The following is an 18,553-nucleotide window of genomic DNA, read 5'->3' as shown; positions in this document are numbered from 1 at the left end:
CGGGAGTGACGCCGTGACAGATCTGGATACATCGGACGACGCCGAGGCGGTAGCCACCCCGCCCGATTGGCACATTTTGATCTATGAGGTGTTCAACCCCGACTATTCGGTTGGTGTGGCATGTGACCGCGCCGGCATGATCGTCAAGAATGGAGAGTTCGTAGATATGGTCCAGGAATTCGCTCGAGATCCGGAGGAGTTGCGCAGACTGGGTGATGCAACCGCGCCGCCAGCGCTCCTGCCTGTGCGCGGGCCGAGGGAGATCCCGAATGGGAGGCTGCGTTCGAATCCCGGTATGGCAAGGCGGCCAATACGTACCGGGTGTTCGCCAGTCGATACATCATCGAGCGCGAAATCGGCTATTCCGAAGTGGGTGACGGGCGAAACGCTACCGGTGACAACTCGACAGTCGCCGCGAATGCGTTCGAGACAACAGATGGTGATGGCGGCGCGCAGGTGCGGCGGACGATTCCGGAGGCGTGAGGCCGACGCTTCAAACCTCGAGTGCGGCCTGCGCCTCGGTGCGATGTCCGGGCATCATCGCCGCGATCTCGGCTCGAATCTTCTGCGGCCATTGCGGATTCGCGAGCTGGGCCAGTAACCAGTCTATGTCGTGGTGGTCAAGGCGGGCGACTGCGAAGTACACGATGTCGTCGTCGAATATTTCCGGATTCCGTTCCGGATCGATTTCACCGTGCAGGTACTTTGTCACGATCTCGCGGGCGGCGATTATCCGCTGTTGACGGTCCATCTGGTCCTCCCCATCGATCAGCGGGTGTAATTCTCGTGTGGAAGGTCGGGATCCACTCCGGCCTCTCGCAGGCGCGCCAGCACTGCTTCGCGGAATGCCGCGAAGTCGCCGTTGGCGGCGCGGGTCGACTGGAGTGCGTCGAAGATCGCATTCGACCGGGCGTCGCCGAAGCTGCTGGCACCTTCCGGTGTCGAGGCACCGATCGCGACGCCCTCCATGACCTGGTTGGACAAGGCGGGGACGTCCCACCGGAATGCATCAGGGTGCTGTCCCTGATAGTTCTTCAGCCAGTCGACGACGCGATAGGCCTCGGGTAAATCGTTCACATAAATAACTAGACCGTCCGCGCTCAGCCGGTATGGACCGGCGACTTTCGCGCCGTGGATACCAGGGAAGTCATCGGGCCGATCGACTATCTCACGCACGATGCCATCCATCAAAGCCGGAGCGGCATCTGCCTCTGGATTGACAAAGACGCGGTAATTGACGTTGTCCGGATCAGTACCCGCCCGGTTGAAACGAAGAAAGCTGGCTTCCCATGGCGGGACATTTCCGGCGTTCTCCGGGGTGAGGAATATATACTCCCGACCGCCGTGGATAAAGGCTCTCTGGCCATCTCCGGTCCGGTGACGCAGAATATCTCCCATTTCTCTGACATAGCCTTGCGAACTAGTCGGCCGGTTGAGGTCGGATGCGGAACGGTAAAGGCTGTAGACGTCGTCCGAGCTGTGGATATTATCCATCGACCACACGCGGTCGAGGAACAACTCGAGATTCTCCCGGGACAGCGGGGGTGCTTCCTCTCCATTGTGCTGAAACGAGAAGTCGCGCACCGCCATCAGCTCGTCGAACGACATATCCGGTCGCGCGGCTGCATTGAATTCATCGAAAGACATGTCGGGACGTAGAGTCTGATGTGCTTCGCCGAATGTCATTGCCGACGATGCGAGTCGCTCGAACTCCTCGGGGGAGAGATCGGGTCGTAACGCCTGGTGGACTTCCTCGAACGACATCCCCCGACCTATGGCCTGATGCAATTCCTCGAGTGTGCGCGGGCGGTCGAAGACTTCGGGGAATCTCGCCACAGCATCTTCGAGTAGGGCCCTGTCCGGGTGCCAGGCAAACGGGGAGTGGTTCTCCGGGTTGTAAAAATCGGCGGCGGTCTCGTCGGGATGCAGCGGGACTGGAGCGCCCGGGTCGTCCGGATCGCGTCCGCCCTGTCTGTGGTCCGGTGGCGGAGTCTCCTCCTCGCCGTGCGGTCGTTGCGGCGTGACCTGTGGTTCCTCGCCTCCTGGCACTGGCCGAGCCGGGGAGTGGGGCTCTGGCGGATCGGAGTACTCGCCCAGGTAGCGCCTGAGGTGATCGGGCAATTCGTGCGGCTCGTACAGTTCGTAGCGCTCGCGCGATGGCACGGCACCTGCGGACTCAGGCGGATCCGTTTCGCCCTGGGTGTGGTCGCGTGGTGGGGTCCCTTCTTCCGGCTGCTGGCGCGGGCGATTCGGGTCATAAAGCTCTGGCTCGCGCGGGCGATTCGGGTCATAAAGGTCCGGCTCGCGCGGGGGTCGGGCGAGAGTCTCGGGGTCGTCTGTTGGTCGGCGTTCGGGAGCGGCAGTGTCGTCGGTCGACGGTTTGGCGGGTTTGCCGCTCGCCGGACCACTGGAACCGGGATCGGTGCCGCCGGGGTGTGGCCCGGTGGTGCCGGGTGGTGTGATGGTGCCCGGTGGTGTCGCTGGTGGGGCTACGTGGGGTGGTGGTGTGACCCTGGGGGTTCCGTCCGGGCCTGTGGTCGGCGGTGGTGTCGTGCCTGGTGTGGTCGGCGGTGCGCCCGGCGTCGTGGGCGGCGTGCCTGGTGTGGCAGGCGGTGTGGTGCCTGGTGTTGCGGGCGGCGTGCCTGGCGTCGCTGGTGGTGTGGTGGCCCGTGGTGGTGGGGTGTGCGGTGGTGGCGTGACCCCCGGTGGCGTTGGTGGGGTGGTGCCCGGAGGTGTGACAGGTGGTGTTGTGCCGGGTGGAGTGGTACCAGGTGGTGTGGTCGGTGGTGTTGTGCCGGGCGGCGTTGTGCCCGGGTGCGGTCCACTACCGCCGGGCGGTGTGGTGCCCGGCGGCGTGGTCGAAGTGGAGTTCGACGACGACGTCCTGTTACTGGACCGTACGACCCGCGGCGGCAATGGCCGGGCGAAGATGGTCGCCGAACCGACGAAGCCGCCGACGAAACCCTGGAGTACCGCGGTTCGCAATTCTTTGCCGTCCGGGATATGTCCGGTGACGAGTATCCCCGCGCCCGCACCGGCGACCGCACCCGCGACACCGCCGACACCGCCGATCAGCACCCCCGCGGTGACATGCGCACCGTAGCGGACGATGTTGGAATCCGATTTGCCGGCGGCCTTACCGAGGAACTTGTTGATCCGGGGAGCCACCCGCGAGGCGACTCGTGCGCCGACGCCACCCGCGACGCCACCGATAATCGCGGCGTCTCCTACCAGGTCCCATTCCATCTTGTCGCGGTGATGCAGTACCTCCTTCTGGTAGAACTGGGCACCGGCGTTGACGGCGGCGCCGGTACCGGCACCGATCGCGGCCCCGATGGCGGTGGCCTTGGCCAGTGGCAGACCCCTGCGCTTGGTGGCACAGTCCAGCCCGACCTTCTTGACCCTGCCGAAGTACCGTCTGGCGCTCGCGGCCCACGACGCTTCGGCGGCCGCCCTGTCCTCGGCCGCCTTCACGACACCTGGTGCGGACAGCATGGCATCCACCGCCAGCTGGGTCAGTAGCGCGATTCCGGTTCCGATCACCTGCAGTTTGATGAATTCGCAGTCGTTGGCCTTCTGATAGCACTGCTCGGCCATAGAGTCGCAGTACTCGGCCTGGTTGCGCAGATCGTCGCCGAGCTGCACATTCCTGTTCGCCTTCGTGTCTGCGCTGAAGCCGTTGAGGGCAGTCTTTTCCGTGGCAGAGGCCGTATCGTGCCGTGTGGCGAGTTTGTGGCAGCCGTCGCCGCCCGCCGCCCAGTGGTCACCCTCGCGGCGCACCGCATCCTCGTCGCAATCCGGCCAGTACCCCGCTAAGGCTTCGACCAGCCACTTCGGAAAAAACGCCGGCAGCGTCAGTGTCACAGCGACACACCTGGTAGGTCGATTTGTTCCTCGGGCAGTTCCGGAACCTCGGTATCGCTCTCGGCGACAACCGATTCCGTGACGAATGCCCGACGTGCCGTCGCGATCATGTCGTCGGTGGCATCCGGATGGGCCAGGGCGATGGTGATCAGTGCCGAGTCGGTGTCGGGCCCCAACCCGACGTGCATCCGGAGGGGCCGACCGCCGATGGCCGCCGACAGTTCGGAGTCGAAGGTGCTTTGCCGCGCTTCGGCGGTGTGTCCACCGCCGGCCATCACGGCGTCGCCGTTTTCCGTGCGGTGTCGACCAGTAGGCGGTGCAACACCTTTGCGGGCGCCGCCGCCTCGGAACCGTTGATCTGTACCTCGGTGAACGCGTCCGCCACCGCCATCCCGGGGTCGAAACGACCGTCGTGGAATCCGTAGCCGCTCAGCTGGGCGCGCCACTGCTCGTACTCCGAATTCGACGCGGTGTCCGCCTTATCCCGCGGTGCGGTTCCTCGGGTGCGGGTGAACTCGGCGATCAGCGCGTCCTGAGCCGCCTGTCTGGCGCGGAAGCTACCCGCGACATCGAGCGCGTGCCCGAGTTCGCGGACCATTGTCGAATACACCGGCCGCCGGTCCGATCCGCGCGCGAGCTTTCCGGAATGTGTTGCGCTGCGGATGTATTCGGCGAATACCCCAGGATTGCGGGCGACCACGGTATCGAGCACGATGCGACGGGTGAACGGCTCCGGGCCGGTGGCCCCCGCGACCCAGTCCCATTCCAGGCGGGTGGCCGCGTCGGCGGATTCGGCGATCGCAATCTGCCGCAGATCCACATACGGGTACTGCGTGAGCACGTCGTCCAGTGCGGCCGCGATCTCTCGGATCGTGTACCCGTCGACGCTCGGATCGTCGAAGCCGACCAACTCGAGATCGTGTCGCTCGGCCAATTTCCGTGCGAGCAGTGCGTTCTCACCGCCGGCCAGGCCATCGGCCGCCCACGGATGGCGCGCGGCGGATTTTCCTTCGGCACCGAAGGCCTTGCCCGCCGCCTTCGGCGCCGGACGGGCCTGCTGCTGCTGGTGCTGGTCGGGCAGGTACGGCGCAGACATCCGCGGCGGCACACTCGACGGTGCCGATACCCGCGGAGTGGCGTTGCCCGGTGCCGATGTCTGTGCAGGTCCGGCGGCCGCCGCCTTCGGCGCGGGAGCATCCGGTGTGAAACCGGTACCGACCGCACCTCTCGACCAGGGTGTATTCGGTTGTTTGGGGTCGGCGGCTGGAGCGTCGACGGTTGGTCGGGCAGTGGTCGGCGGCGCTGAATTACCTGTTGTGGGCGTCGATTCCGGCCGGGACCCGGATGTATCGCGTGCGTTCGGTGACCCCGCGCTTTCACCGAATGGGCTGCCCATGCCGGGCATGCCGTTTCCGTTCGGGCTGCTCGGGGTCGGTGCGGTGGACGCGGGGCCAGACTGTGTGCCCGAGGTCCCTGGTGTAGGGGTCGAAGTCGGAGCGGGCTGATAGCCCGGATCGGGTTGTGATCGGGGCGACGATTGGGTGGTGTCGGGCGTGGTGTCCGTCGTGATCGGAGTCTGCTGACCCTGCGAGTACGGATCGGTAGGTGCGGTCGGGGCGACGTTCTGACTGGTGGGCTGCGACTGGTCCCCGGCATCGCTGATCGAACGAGCGGCTTCGCGATCCTCGCGGTCGAAGCTTTCGAGGAGGTCGCTGACGACCTTGCCCTCTTCGCGCAGGCTCGCGACCGTCTTCGCCAGGCTCGCGATTCCTTTGTCTCTATCCGGTACATAGGTCTCGGCGAACGCCTGGCCCGGAGTGTCCTTGCCCCAGGGTTCGCCTTCGCGCGCGAGCGCGGCCTTCAACTGATCGAGTAGGCGCTGTGCGTCGGCGCCGATGTCCTCGTATTCCGGCACCAGTGCACGAAGTCGCTCCACATCGACATCCAACGACTGCGCCACATGAGCTCCTCACGCCTCCCTGCGGTCAATTCTCACGTGCCCCGCCGAGCCTTCCCAACGGTGGGAGTATTCAGTCGGCGCGCGGACCGTCGTTTTCGGCGGATTCACGGGCATCGCGCCAGCTCGGCGACCCTGGTACCAGATCGGGCAGATCGGGCATGAGCTCGGTGATATCGACGATCGGCGCGATCAGCGCATCATGCTGCGAGCGGGCCGACCGCGCCGCCGCCTGTGCGGCCTCGACAATCGCCCGCCCGACATTTTCCGGCTTGGCGCGCATCGCCTGCGCGGTCAATTGCACGTCGGTAACCACTCCGGCACTGTCCACGGTCACTTCGACCAACTGATCGGATGAACTGGCCCGTGCGCGCAGCGCGTCCACTTGTTGCTGGATCTCGGCGAGCTGGGCTTGCTGCTTCTCGTAGACATCCATGATGTAGTCGATCTGGTTGCGCATGCCGTTGTTCGCCGACCGGAGGCTTTCGCGTTCCCATTGATCCACTGCCGGCTCCCACCTCGTACTAGTCGTCGGCGCGGGTCGGGCACCCGATCGGCGGGATTCGCCCGCAGCGCCTCGGCACTACTGTCCGCCGATTATGGACCGGCTGCCTCACTCGGCCGATGCGGATTTCCCCGTAGCTGGGAGTTTGTTCAGTTGCGAGCACGAAATAGCTTGTGCTGCATACATTTACGGATTCTCGCGGTCAGTGGTCCGGCGCGATTCTGAATCCCCAGCACTGGGAAGGATCGACAATGTTGAGAACAGCGGCGGGAAAGGGTCTGATCGAGCAATGACCGGTGTGAATATCGACCCCGCGGTGCTGCGCCAGCTGGCGCTGCAGCATGACCAGGTCGGGCGCGATACTCTTGCGTGGTCAGAGCCGCCGCACGCGTGGCTGGCGAGCTTCGAGTCGACCTACGGCACCATCGCCGATCCCGTCCGCAAGGCACTTGTTTCGTACTACGGTGCCCGCGAGCGGGCCGGTAAGGCGCTGGCGCAGGAGCATTTCAACACCGCGAAGTCGCTGCGGGAGTCGGCGGACTCCTATGAAAATGCCGACAACGAGATGGCATCGAACCTGGGGCGGATCGGAAACGACCTCGGGGGTCCACAGGAGGGGCCGACGCAGAACGGCGTCAACCCGAACACTCAGTACAGCCCGCCGCCCGGCGGGCCCGGTGGTGGACCGGGCGGCGGCCCCGGTGGCGGGCCAGGCGGCGGACCCACGTCGACCGATACCCCCATGGCACCCGCTGCATCGAACGGTTCGACACCGTCGAGCGGGGCACCCGGCGGCATGCCCGGGACGCCGGGCGCGGTGTCGCACCCGGACCAGCAGTCGACGTCGACAGGAACATCCGGTGTGACAGCCGGCGGAACGACACCGTCTCCGGTGTCGGCCGGGCCGCTTGGCGCCGGTCCGGGCGTGGGACCGGTGTACGCCGGTCCGACCGATGATCGCGGTTCGGCTCAGCCACCGGCCGGGCCTACCTCGGGCGCCAATGGCATGCCGATACCCGTGCCGATGGGCACACCGTTCGCCTCCGCCGTCGCCGCCGCGAAGGATAAAGAGGCCGAACCGGCCTATGTGGTGGGCAATGGGGTGAACGACGATCTGGTGCTGGCCAAGACCCTGCTCAGCAGTGTGCTCGCGGCCGTCGACTCACCGGTGGGCATGGCCTGGGCGGTAGCGGTGATGCGCGGTCCGGCCGGTGCCGGCATATTCATCACCTCGAACGAGGGCCGCGGCTGGCTGCCCGCCGGGCTTTTCCTGCCACGCGAAGTCTCGACGCCATGGCTGTGGGATGAAGTGCTCGGAACCGATAGCGGCACGGCATCGTGGGAAAGTGTGTCGGATCCGGCGCGGGTACTGGTCGAATTCGGCCTGGCCTGGGGACCGAAGGCGAACGCGAGCCTGTCGGCGCTGGTCTCCTCCGGCCCGATCGATTCCGGTCTGCGGTCACAGCTGAGCGATGTGGCGATGGAAGGACTCGTCGGCCCGACCTATGATGTCGACTTGCGCGAGTTCACCCCGGATACGGCGGACCGGCTCGGTCTGGTCGGTTCCCCGACCGCCCTGCAATCCGTTGCGAGCGTGTCGGATCAGCAGGTCCGCGAGCGCTGCGTGCAATTGGCGACGGATGCGCACACCCGGGTCGGCCGGTCGATAGCCGCCAGCGCCGATGCCGCCGGAGCGCGGCAACTGCGCGAGCGGATCCTGGCGAGCGTGGCGGCGGGGCAGAGCGTATCCCGGCAGCTTTGGGACGAACTGCGCGATGCCGACGATCTGTTGGCTGCGTCGATGATGTCGCGCCGCGTCGATGTGGGCCGAGTCGGACTCGGCGACTTGCGGATCGACACCGAGTCTTCCGCTCTGCGCGACATGATCTTCGAGCGTCGGTGCAACGAGCTGGTGTTGTTGCTGGCCGAGGAGGCGGAGCGGCAGAACCTGCGCGACGCGATCTACGCACACGAGCAAATCGTGGAACATCCGCAGTTCGTGGAGGTTCCGGCCGCGGTGTCGGTTGCCGAGGACGAGCGGGTTTCCCGCCCGGCAGGGGCCGCTGTCACCGGGCCAGCGGTCACTGCTCCCGCAGTCAGCGCTCCGGTTACGGCCGGGCCGCCGACGGGCGCCGTGGTCGCGCCGACCTCGCCGCCGCCTGTCGTGGCGCCGGATCGACAGTGAGGTCGTAGGACGGTGACCGCACGCGGAAGTTCGACGGCGTGCGTCACCGTCCTGGACGTCCGGCCACTCCCTAGGCGGCACTCCAGGTGGGCGTGCCGTAGACGTTGAGTTTGTCAATGCCGTGGTCGGGGGAGAAGCCCAGTCCGACTGCCGAATAACGCCAGGTTGCCCCGGTCGATTCTGCTGCCCGGGCTAGAGCATCGACGGCATGGGTGGTGCCGTGGTGCCTGGATGCGAGTTCGTAGGCCAGCTCGGTCAGGTCTTGGTGTCGCCTCGCCATCACGGTGAGGCCGAAACCAGTGGAACCTGCACCTCGTGCACTGCAGACGAAATAGTTGTTTCGGTGGAGCTCTTCCGCGGGGACGCCACAGCGCACGAGCTCGGACAGCACTTCCCATGCCGGATCGCCGAAGTAGCGGACCAGTTTCATCGGCACGGCGACATTGCTGGGCAAGGTCTTCAGGTAGATCTTGTGGTTCACATCGCCGCGGGCGTCCACCTCGATCGCGACCCCCTGGGGCTTAATAAGCTCCTCGTGATCCGGCACGGACGCCAATCCGGCGAATTCGGGCCATGTGCTGCACAAACGGTCCAGCGCCCCGGGCACGATCGTCGGACCGCCGTATACCTTGAGACGGACCGCATGGTGTGGCGCTGCGGTGTGATGGACAACCCCGATCCACGTGGCGGACCGGTGGCGGGCTGGGACCTTCGCGGGATCGGGATATAGCGTCGTGACGAAGGACTGCAGCATGTCCGCGACCGTCTCATCTCCGTTCGGCAACCATGCGACAAGATCCCGGATCGCCGCGATTTGCGCAGTGACGCGAGCGCTGAACTCCATCTCCTGTGTCGCGGTCTCCGTGGCATAGCGAATGGCGGGTGTGAGTTCCCCTCGGCCGCCGCTGACGCTGACTTCGAACGGAACGCCGGACATGGTCAGCGTACTGGCCTTGAGTCCATCCGGCGCCAGCGCCGCCAGCTGTCCGCCACAGGCGCGTTCCATCATGGCGCGGATGGGCGCCGGGTCACAGCGTAGTGTCAACCGCTCGGCCAAATTGACCAGGAATTCTCCGGCAGCTCCCATATCGACAACCTCTCATCGCGACCGACACTCCACCCTTTCGTATCTCCCCTCCCGGGCAGCGTGCGACGGGTCAGGTTGGTACGGCGGCCCGCACGAGTGGGAGGTGGGCGTTGACGTGTTCCAGTCGATGTTTCGACCGCAATTGTGCAAGCCGGTCCAGGTCAGTTCCGTACAGTTGCTCCGCCAGCGCGGCGCCGAGGTTGGTGACACCGTAGAGGTATGGACGCCCACCGAGTTCGCAACAGCGTTCCAGCAGGTCGTAAAGTACGTGGCGGGTGGCGGCGATGGTGCCTGGGTCGCGGTCGACCGAGGTATAGACGCCTAGCCCCATCGAGATGGGCACAGTGCCATTCGGGGTGAAGGCGAACGGGGTGGCGTCGGGAGGGCGGCGCACGATCAGGATGTACAACATCGTGAGGACGCGGTTCAGCGGAGTTCGACGCAGCAGAGGCTCGACAGCCGCCAGCATTGCCGCGAACTGCCCGGCAGGCACCACATAATCGGACCACAGGCGAACCCTGTCCGAGGGCAGGTCCGCCACCCCTGCGCGGTGGTTGCGCACCGGCAGATCGCGCACAATCGCACAGTTCTTATGGCCACAACGTCTCAGACCACTACCGTGCCAGCCAGTAATAGAAAAGAGCTTGCCACGCTGGAGGGTCGCCCAGTAGACGTCGACATCGTCGCTCTGCGCAATCCGCTCGGTGTACTCGACGAACTCCTTTGATGTGCCGTGCTCTATGCGGTGCACGTGGGTTTCGCCGAGGTATGGCACAGTGCGCAGCACGGCCCGTTCGATCAGCCCGACCGTGCCGAGACCGCCGAGCGCGAACCGGAACAGCTCGGGATGATCGGCACGCGAGCACCAGCGGCTGGTTCCTGTCCCATCGATCAGTTGGATCCGCTCCACATGATCGACTTGCATGCCGTATCGCAGCGAGTCGATTCCGGCGCCGCCGACCGAGAGGGTGCCGCCAACCGACATGTTCAGATAGTTGGGCAATACGGGGACGGCCCTGCCGCGATGGTTCAGGTAACGCTCCAGGCCGTACCAGCCCATTCCGGCGGGCACCTCGATGAGGCCGTCGCCGAGGTCACGCACCTGCTGTACCGCGGCGTCGGGTGCGTAGGTGACCAGCAATTCACTGTCGGTGACAGTCTGTCCATCACAAGAATGACCCGCACCGCGCAGCGTCAACGGTCGACCGGAGCCGAGCAGTGCGGAGGGAAACGCGGCGGGCATCCGGTGCACAGCCCGTGGGACGGCGTGCCGTATGCCGCCGAAGTCGGTGGCGAACTCGTCGATGGGGACCTCGCGGGAACTTGTGGTCTCGCCTTCAGGAAACCGGCTCGCACCCGAGTATTGTTTCTTCCCAGCGCTGGGAAGAATGTGTGTCCATCCTGTCGCATCCTGGAGGGCGAGCGGCGCTCGATGGGGCTGGATACACTCTTCAGCCGCGTTCCTGACGTGTCGTGAACGAGATGGGCTCCGCGGCCAGGCGACGCACAGGCGGGCGTTCTGCCCGCGGATGAGTGAGGATCTATGCGAGATATCCACCCAGATGTACGTTTCGGACGCAGCCTGCGGCGAGAGTTGCGGCACCGCCTCGCTGAGATGCGCGAACGGAACGAGGCGATCGTCGCGCGACGGCCGTCCCCGAGCGGTTTGGTTATTCCCGAGGTCGACGCGATGGGACGGCTGCGGGATCTGTATCTGGCGCCAGGAACCTGCGACCGGTTCGACAATCGGGAACTGGCCGACGAAATCGTGGTCGCCATTGCCGAAAGTGCGGCGGACGCGCGGCGGCAGTACCAGATCTCCAGGAGCAACCCCGACAATCTGCCGCGACCGCTCGCGGAGGTCATTCGGGAATGGCGGGCGAGGCCAGGGTCGGACTGGCAGCCCCCCAATTTTGGGAAGGCGGAACAATGAATCTGAGATAGCTGGCGGGAGGAATCAATCGAGCATGGCCGGATACATGGCTGTCGAGCCGGATGAGCTGCGCAGAATCGCCGAGCAGCATCATCTGGCCGCGGCGAAGCTCCGGAAGTGGGGTGAAATCCCGCAGGCTTGGCTCGCTGATTTCAAACGTGCATACGGCACGATTGCCGAACCGATGCGGACGGCTCTGGTGGATTACTATGACCAGCGCCACGACCGAGCCGAACGCCTCGCCGACAACCATGAGCGGACGCGAGATCAATTGCTCGCGGCGGCAAGGGCGCTCGAAGAAGGCGATCAGGCCGGTGGGCATCAGATCGTCCAGGCGGGAGGTAACGAACACCCAGCCCCTCCGGGCGGTAACGACCACGGAGCCCCTCCGGGCGGTCCGACACACGGCACACCAACAGCCCCGCTTCCGGAGCGTACCCAGCCGGACACGCCAATGGCGAACAACATTCAACCGGGGCAGCCTCCCGTAACCGCATCTCCCACCTTGGGCATGCCAGACGAGCCGGTCCGCTCTGATCAGGTACCCGTGTCACCGGCCGCATCGGCGCCACAGACCTACAACACCTTCCCAACTGGAGCGATCGCATCGATCGAACCCACGTCACCCTCGGGCGGCGGATCCGAGTACGGTGCCGCCGACATGCCGGTCACTACGGCGGGCGATTCGAGCAGTGCCACGGGCGCTACCGGTGGCCCCAGCCTGGTCGGCGGAATAACCGCACCAGTGGCGACGGATCCATACCCGGCAGCGGTCGCCAGCGGCGCGGCTGCCCGGATCCCCGCACCACTGGCCGCAGGCCCGTTCGCGGCCGCTATGCGTACGGCCGAGGAAAGGCGAGCGCTACCGTCGTTTGTGGTAGGGGAACAGGTTGAAGACGACTTGATGCTTGCCCGCACTCTGCTTGCCGCCATCCTCGACGCGGTGGATGATTCGGCGCTCGGTTTGGAGTGGGCGGTGGCCGTGGCACGAACCCCAGCCGGACCCATGGTTGTCTTGACCTCCACTGAGGGCCGTGGCTGGCTGCCTCCTGGACTGTTCCTGCCGTCGGAGGTCACCCTCCTATGGCAGTGGAGCTCCATTGTCGGCGCTGCGGGGCGCGAGGTCATCGCGGCATTGGAGGGGACTGCCGACCCGGCCCGAATGCTTGCCGAGTTCGGCTTGATGATGGTTCGTCGCGGGCCTATCGTGCCGAGCGCCCTGGTGTCGTCTGCGGCAATCCCAGACGGTATACGCGCAGCGGTAGGCGGCAACGTCGCCATCGAGGAGTGGGTGTCCGCCGCCGAGTCCGCCGTCGACCTCGCCGCGCCCGGTGTCGGACTGGTCGACCGGCTCGCGCTGGCAGGCTCGGACGAGTCGCTGAGTCAGGCGGCCACGGTGCCCGACACGGAAATTCGGGCCAAGTGCCTCGAGCTGGCTCGAGTCGCGGACGCGCGGGTCCGCACCGCCTTCTCCGGCCTCGACGAGGCGACCGTCACCCGTCGTGCCCTGCGGCACCGGATTCTCGGTGTGCTCGATACCGGTCAGCCCGTGCCGGCGAACTACTGGGATCAGCTACGCGCAGCCGATGGCATGGCGGCGGCATCGCGCTCGGCGCGGGTGCATGTGTCCTTCGTTCCCGTCGGCGGCGTCCGCCCGGTCACATCCGACACGGAAGCCGTGCGCGCCATGGTTTTCGAGCGTCGTGCCGACGAACTGCTGTTGTTGCTCGCCGCAGGAGAACCCGACCGGCAGACTTTGCGCGACGCGCTTTACGCATACGGCCAGATCGTCGAGCACCCGCTATTCCAGGCGACAGCGCGTCGTACAGAGGCGGCACAAGGGGCGAAGACAGTCGACGCGGGTACGGCGGTTCAGAACGGCCAGGTTGCCCACAATGCTGGACCTAGCGCTGCCAGTGTCGGGTCGATCAGCGTCAGTTCAACTGTCCGCGGCGGGCCTCCTCCGTCCATAGCCGGATTGCTGAATCGTCCGGCGGTGTCCGAGAGCTCCGGCGAGCAGAGGAGGGTCTAATGGCAACAGCAGATGAAGCCGTCGAAAAGATCCATAATTGGGATGACGGTTATGGGTTGAGTCATGACATAGCGGACCACGCCACCGAGGCGTTGAATGAGCTGGATGGTTTGTCTGGGCCCGAGTTCGAGAAGGCATTGGAGAAGCTCGACGGCACCACTGTGGATTTGCTTGTCAACGCGAGCAAAAGCCAGGGCTTGGCCGATCAGGACAAATACCGCCAGATTGTCAACGCGCTCGACACCGGCGACCCGACAGAAGTCGTCAACGCCAAGAATAAGAAGCAGGAGGCGTCCGAAACGCCGGAGTTCGAGGAGGGATACGGCGAAAACTCGTATCGCGATGAGTTCGTACACGCGGAGTACGTTGACCTGTGGGTGCCGAAGGGGGCCAGTCCGGAGCTGAAACTCGCGATCACGGACACCGAGAGCACTATGCAGTGGGATATCGACTCACTCGGTGTCGGTGATACGAAGGGCACACCCGAGTTCACTCACGCGTTCGACGGCGACCAGCTCACGACTGCGAGCGGCTGGGGCGAGGTCAGAAGCTCGCACGAGGGCCTGAAGGAACAGTTGGACGCGCGGCATACCGAGTACACCGATAAGTACAAGGATGTCACAAAACTCACGTACGACTCCGATATAACGGGCTCCGATGCCTTCAAAAAGCTCGTGGGAATCAAAGACGAACTAAACGAGCATCTCAAGTTCGAGCCGGAGGTCTCGGCGCCCACCGACAACAAGCTCACAGAAAACTCGGGGGGACGACCCGAGGAACAAAGGCAAATTCCCGTCTACGAGAAGAATACGACGGAGGGTAGCGATGGATATGGCAAGTACTTCCTGACCTACGAGGCGGAACAGAGATACTACGGCCAGCACATCCACGAGGCTATGGAGCAATGGGACAAGGCGTACACGGCGGCGGAGACAAAATTCCATACAAATGCCGAGGCGGTCGACACTCCCACTCCCACTCCCACTCCTACGCCGACTCCCACTCCTACGCCCACTCCCACTCCTACGCCCACTCCCACTCCTACGCCGACTCCCACACCTACCCCGACCGACGCCGATTACAGCGACACCTACGACGATCTGCTGGGCGACGGTTCGACTTCGACCACCGATGGCACGACCGACGGCACCACGACCACCGGAACCGACGCCACCGGCTCGAACAGCGGCATCATGTCGGCGATCAATTCGGCGATCAGCGCGCTCGAGAACGGTAAGACGGGAACCAACGCGACTCAGGCCGGGTACAACTCGGGTGGCGGCGGTTCGTCGGGCTCCGGCGGCGGTATGGATATGAGCTCGATGATGATGCCGTTGATGATGTCGCAGATGATGCAGCAGATGATGGGAAACAACGGCCAGGACGCCCAGAAGGAGCGCGAGGAAGAGGAGCGCGAAGAGCGACGGCGGCGCAGGGAGGAAGAGCAGCAGGCTGTCGCGCAGGCGCAGGCACAGGCCGCCCCGGCCGTCGCGACGGACGCGCCGACCAATGTCGTACAGGCGGACGCCAGTACACCACCGGCGGTCGGCGCCGGTGGGCGGTCGATGGTCGATATGAAGCTGCCCGACGGTACGACACAGAAGGTGTCCTCGGCGGTCGCGCAGGCCGTGAACAAGGAGCTCAATAATCCGAATGGCAGCGATGCCAGGTCGGCTTACTCGGGCACGTCCGGACAGCCCTCGGCGGGCACTCCGTGGGTCTCGGTCGACAGCTCGCACCTGCAGACCGGTGACGTGGTTCAGTGGGCGAATCGGAGTGCGATTGTCGTGGTGGATCCCTCCGGACTGGAGGTCATCATCAACGGCCAGCTCGTGCCGCTGGACCCGAACAACCCACCCGATGGCGGCAACGGCGGTTACGGCGAGTTCCAGGGGTTCTTCCACCCGAGCGGGGCCGATCTGGACACCTCCGCGCAGCAGCAAGAGACGCCGACGCCGAGTGCGCCGGGAGTCACCGCGGCGCCGACGACGCCGACAGCTCCGCCTGCGGTTCCCGCGCCGACGACGATCTGACATGGCACTGCGGTCCCCTGGAATTCACCGGGGACCGCAGTGGCTCAGGGCAAGTCCACCGGTGCCGTGCGTTCGTCGTCGTAGCGCGTCGTCGACGCCGACAGCGCCGCGTGCGGTTCTTGCGCCGACGATGACGGCAATGCGGTCCCGCTGAGATTCACGGTGGGACCGCGGCGGCCCAGATTCGAGTCCACCGGTGCCGCGCGTTCGTCGTCGTAGCGGCCACCGCGTGTTGTCTACGCCGACAGCCCTGCGTGCGGTTCCCGCGCCGACGACGATGGCACTGTGGTCCCGCTGAAATTCACGGGGCTCGGCAATGGCCAGGTGGAGCTTGGTTCGCGCCGAACCAATTCGGCCAGGGCGAGTCGGCAGACGATATCGTCTGCCGACTCGGGCCGAGGGAACCAGCGACTATGCCTGCACCACAGGCGAATCCACGGTGACCTCGTCGTCGGGATCGTCTTCGTGCGTTTCGTCGGTCTCGGTATCGGTCGGAGTCGATCCGGTCCGATTCACCGCGCGCCGGACATTGGCGCGAGCCGACACCCCTGACGTATTCGCCACCGGCGTCGCCGAGGGTGTACTCGCGCTTGCCGTCGCTGCCGGTGCCGCCGCCGCGGGTTGGCCGGTGCCGGGTGCCGGTGCCGCCGCCGCGGGGGCGGGACTGCCGGGCGCGGCGCCGGGCGCCGCCGCTTGCGGCTCGCCGGGCTGCGCGCCGTCCTGGGCTCCGTCTTTGTCCTTGTCTTTGTCTTTGTCCGGCTGCTTCAACAGTTCCGGCAGCTGCGATATCAATGGCATTGCCATCATGGGCAACATTCCGAGCATCGACACCAATTGCCCGAGCCCGCCGTCGCCGCCACCACCGGAGCCGCTCGCCCCGGACTGGCCGCTGCCGCTGCCGGACCCGCTGCCGTCGGAGCCCTGGTTGCCGCTACCAGCCATATCGTTGTTGAGCTGGTAGACCGCCTCGACCTTCTCATATACGAGTTCTACTGCTTGGGCGGCAATTTTCATGAGGGCCACCTCCTGAGCGGGTTTGAGCTTCCCGCTTCCGGCGGCTTTCAGCTTCGCCTGGAGTTCGGCCACGATCGCTTTGATGGCTCGCAGCGTTTCGTCACTGCCCGCGGCGACCACGATGGAGGTCTTCATGACCTTGGTGTCGTAGGTCAGCAGTGCGGTCTGCCGAGATTGGACCTCCGCTAGAGCTTCTTGGTACTGCTCCTTCATCAGGCTGTCGCCGATGCTCTCGTAGATCACCGGTCGCAGCAGATCGTCGACGTTCGGCGGCAACTCGGGGGTTCCCCGGCCCAGCAGGTCGACGGCGGTTTGGATGGCTTCCTCGGCCATTTCGATAAATGCCTTCAGACCCGCCGACGCGCCTGGAGGTGGTGTCAGTTCCACCGTCCAGTAGTGGCCGGTTTTGGCCTTGCTCGCCGTGGTGGCAGCGGTGGGGGTCGCGCCGGGCGGTGCGCCGAACAAGGTGGCATCGGCTGGTGGACTGGATCCGTCGGCTGGCGGCTGGCCCGGTGGTGGGCCGGATCCGTCGGTTGGCGGTTGTTGGCCGGGTGGCGAGCCGGGGGGCTGACCGGGCGGACCACCGGGTGGTGGCCCGGATCCGTCAGTTGGTGGCTGGCCGGGTGGCGCGCCAGGGGGCTGGCCGGGCGGACCACCGGGGGGTTGGCCGAAAAGACCACCTGGTGACGCTCCGTATGAAGCGCCGGTTTCGGTGGAATTGCCGGCGGTGGGGGAGCCGAATAGTGTTTGCCACGTCTCGGCCGCGGTACCCGCCAGCTCCGCCATATTGTCGCCACCGCCTCCCAGAAGTTGTTCCCATTGTCGTGGCTTCCCGCCGCTGGGAAGATGAATCATTCGCGAAATTGCCGCATAGTCGTTGTCAGCCCCAGACATTCGGGGCGACCGGTGCCAACCGGCAGTGCATTTGGTGAGCAGGTCCTGAGAGGCGGTCGGTGATGAGCGAGAGCGAGTCGGTCGAATGTCGCCGGCATTGACGGGCGACCTCCAAGAGGTCCTGCGAGCCCTGCTTGGGCTGTACGGCAACGGGCAACCCGATCCGGCCGCCGCGGCGAGCATTGCCCAAGCGATGAACGCCGACCTGAGTGCGCACGGTGGAACCGGAGTTGCCCGCTACACCGACGCGCGCGGCATCCAAACGACGATCGTGGAATCCCATGCGGGCAAAGACGGCGTGGTGCACAAGACCGTGGGCGAGGCAGGAGACGGCACGGTCGTCGGGCGGAATCGGTTGACCAATCAGATCGCCGATCTGCAATCGCGCATCCAGGCGATCGCATCGGTCGGCGATACCCGGTTCAGCGGGCCCGCCCTGCTCGAAGCGGCGCATACGACCATCGCCAAAGCGGCCAAGCAGGTCGATACCGATGTCGCGGCGGCGCGTCAGCGGGCGGCGCAGATCATGCCGCCGAGTATGCCCGAACTGTCCCGCCGAAAAGCCTCGACTTCGGCACCGCGTCGGCGGCGGCGGGCTCGTTCGCGATCCGCGGTGCTGTCCAACGGTCGTCGGCGCGGCCGACCTCGGGTGCCGTCGGATGGAACCGCGGGGAGCAAGGCCGTCGCCTCGGCCAGTGAATGGCTGGGCACCCCTTACATCTGGGGCGGCGGTGGTGCAGGCGGACCGACCGGCGGCGGCTTCGACTGCTCCGGTCTGACCCAGTACGCGATCGCGCAGGCCTCCGACGGCCATGTGATGCTGCCACGGACGACCTACGAGCAGATCTACAGCGGGGATCGGATCTCCGCGGCCGATGTGCGCCCCGGCGACCTGGTATTTCCCGCGAGTTCGTTCAGCGCGCGTGGGCCGGAGCATGTCCAGTTGGCCGCGGGCAACGGCATGGTCATCGAGGCGCCGTATTCCGGTTCGACCGTGAAGTGGTCGCGCATGTCCAGCGACGCCATTGTGGTGCGGGTGCTGTAGTGGC

Annotated in this window: 13 protein-coding genes and 1 pseudogene; 6 read left to right on the top strand and 8 right to left on the bottom strand. The window is 65.7% G+C overall.

Going from position 1 to position 18,553, the window contains the following annotated elements; all coding sequences use genetic code 11:
- Positions 1-321 precede the first annotated feature (321 nt).
- Entirely contained in the window at positions 322-483 is a 162-nt protein-coding gene (locus OIE68_RS19870; RefSeq protein WP_327100861.1) for a hypothetical protein, read from the top strand.
- A gap of 10 nt (positions 484-493) precedes the next feature.
- On the opposite strand, the gene OIE68_RS19865 is transcribed toward OIE68_RS19870, so the two are convergent.
- The 5 genes from OIE68_RS19865 to OIE68_RS19845 all read right to left on the bottom strand — a co-directional run bounded on the left by OIE68_RS19865 (position 494) and on the right by OIE68_RS19845 (position 6,326).
- Entirely contained in the window at positions 494-751 is a 258-nt protein-coding gene (locus tag OIE68_RS19865; protein WP_327100860.1) for a hypothetical protein, read from the bottom strand.
- Between the two features lie 17 nt (positions 752-768).
- Positions 769-3,864: a T3SS effector HopA1 family protein gene (locus OIE68_RS19860; protein ID WP_327100859.1), complete on the bottom strand. Its 3,096-nt coding sequence runs from the start codon at positions 3,862-3,864 to the stop codon at positions 769-771.
- Positions 3,861-4,139, bottom strand: coding sequence for a hypothetical protein (locus OIE68_RS19855; protein ID WP_327100858.1), 279 nt, complete (start codon positions 4,137-4,139; stop codon positions 3,861-3,863). The genes OIE68_RS19860 and OIE68_RS19855 overlap by 4 nt, the downstream gene beginning before the upstream one ends.
- Positions 4,139-5,824: a hypothetical protein gene (locus OIE68_RS19850; RefSeq protein ID WP_327100857.1), complete on the bottom strand. Its 1,686-nt coding sequence runs from the start codon at positions 5,822-5,824 to the stop codon at positions 4,139-4,141. The genes OIE68_RS19855 and OIE68_RS19850 overlap by 1 nt, the downstream gene beginning before the upstream one ends.
- A 70-nt stretch (positions 5,825-5,894) precedes the next feature.
- The gene (locus tag OIE68_RS19845; protein ID WP_327100856.1) at positions 5,895-6,326 is read right to left on the bottom strand and encodes a YbaB/EbfC family nucleoid-associated protein; all 432 of its coding nucleotides are present in this window, start codon (positions 6,324-6,326) and stop codon (positions 5,895-5,897) included.
- A gap of 289 nt (positions 6,327-6,615) precedes the next feature.
- On the opposite strand from OIE68_RS19845, the gene OIE68_RS19840 reads away from it, so the two are divergent.
- Positions 6,616-8,511 (top strand): type VII secretion target, encoded by a 1,896-nt coding sequence (locus tag OIE68_RS19840; RefSeq protein ID WP_327100855.1) that lies wholly within the window; start codon positions 6,616-6,618, stop codon positions 8,509-8,511.
- A gap of 70 nt (positions 8,512-8,581) precedes the next feature.
- Here the strand turns inward: OIE68_RS19840 and OIE68_RS19835 are convergent, their stop codons facing one another.
- Complete coding sequence (locus OIE68_RS19835) at positions 8,582-9,598, bottom strand: hypothetical protein (RefSeq protein ID WP_327100854.1); 1,017 nt, start codon at positions 9,596-9,598, stop codon at positions 8,582-8,584.
- A gap of 70 nt (positions 9,599-9,668) precedes the next feature.
- Entirely contained in the window at positions 9,669-10,841 is a 1,173-nt protein-coding gene (locus OIE68_RS19830; protein ID WP_327100853.1) for an FAD-binding protein, read from the bottom strand.
- A gap of 31 nt (positions 10,842-10,872) precedes the next feature.
- Between OIE68_RS19830 and OIE68_RS47110 the strand changes: the two are divergent.
- The 3 genes and pseudogenes from OIE68_RS47110 to OIE68_RS19815 all read left to right on the top strand — a co-directional run.
- Positions 10,873-11,799: pseudogene (locus OIE68_RS47110) on the top strand (type VII secretion target); the annotation flags it as partial.
- Positions 11,800-12,192: 393 nt separating this feature from the next.
- On the top strand, positions 12,193-13,563 hold the full coding sequence (locus OIE68_RS19820) for a hypothetical protein (RefSeq protein ID WP_327100851.1): 1,371 nt from the start codon (positions 12,193-12,195) through the stop codon (positions 13,561-13,563).
- Positions 13,563-15,596: a hypothetical protein gene (locus tag OIE68_RS19815; RefSeq protein ID WP_327100850.1), complete on the top strand. Its 2,034-nt coding sequence runs from the start codon at positions 13,563-13,565 to the stop codon at positions 15,594-15,596. The genes OIE68_RS19820 and OIE68_RS19815 overlap by 1 nt, the downstream gene beginning before the upstream one ends.
- Before the next feature lie 411 nt (positions 15,597-16,007).
- Here the strand turns inward: OIE68_RS19815 and OIE68_RS19810 are convergent, their stop codons facing one another.
- Positions 16,008-17,075 carry a hypothetical protein gene (locus tag OIE68_RS19810; protein WP_327100849.1) on the bottom strand — a complete coding sequence of 356 codons (1,068 nt, stop codon included), beginning with the start codon at positions 17,073-17,075 and terminating at the stop codon, positions 16,008-16,010.
- Positions 17,076-17,589: 514 nt separating this feature from the next.
- On the opposite strand from OIE68_RS19810, the gene OIE68_RS19805 reads away from it, so the two are divergent.
- The gene (locus OIE68_RS19805) at positions 17,590-18,549 is read left to right on the top strand and encodes a C40 family peptidase (protein ID WP_327100848.1); all 960 of its coding nucleotides are present in this window, start codon (positions 17,590-17,592) and stop codon (positions 18,547-18,549) included.
- Positions 18,550-18,553 lie beyond the last annotated feature (4 nt).

The sequence above is a fragment of the Nocardia vinacea genome, assembly GCF_035920345.1.
Lineage (GTDB): Bacteria > Actinomycetota > Actinomycetes > Mycobacteriales > Mycobacteriaceae > Nocardia > Nocardia vinacea_A.
The sequence above is the reverse complement of the archived record's forward strand: the minus strand, read 5'-3'. Positions and strand labels throughout refer to the sequence as shown.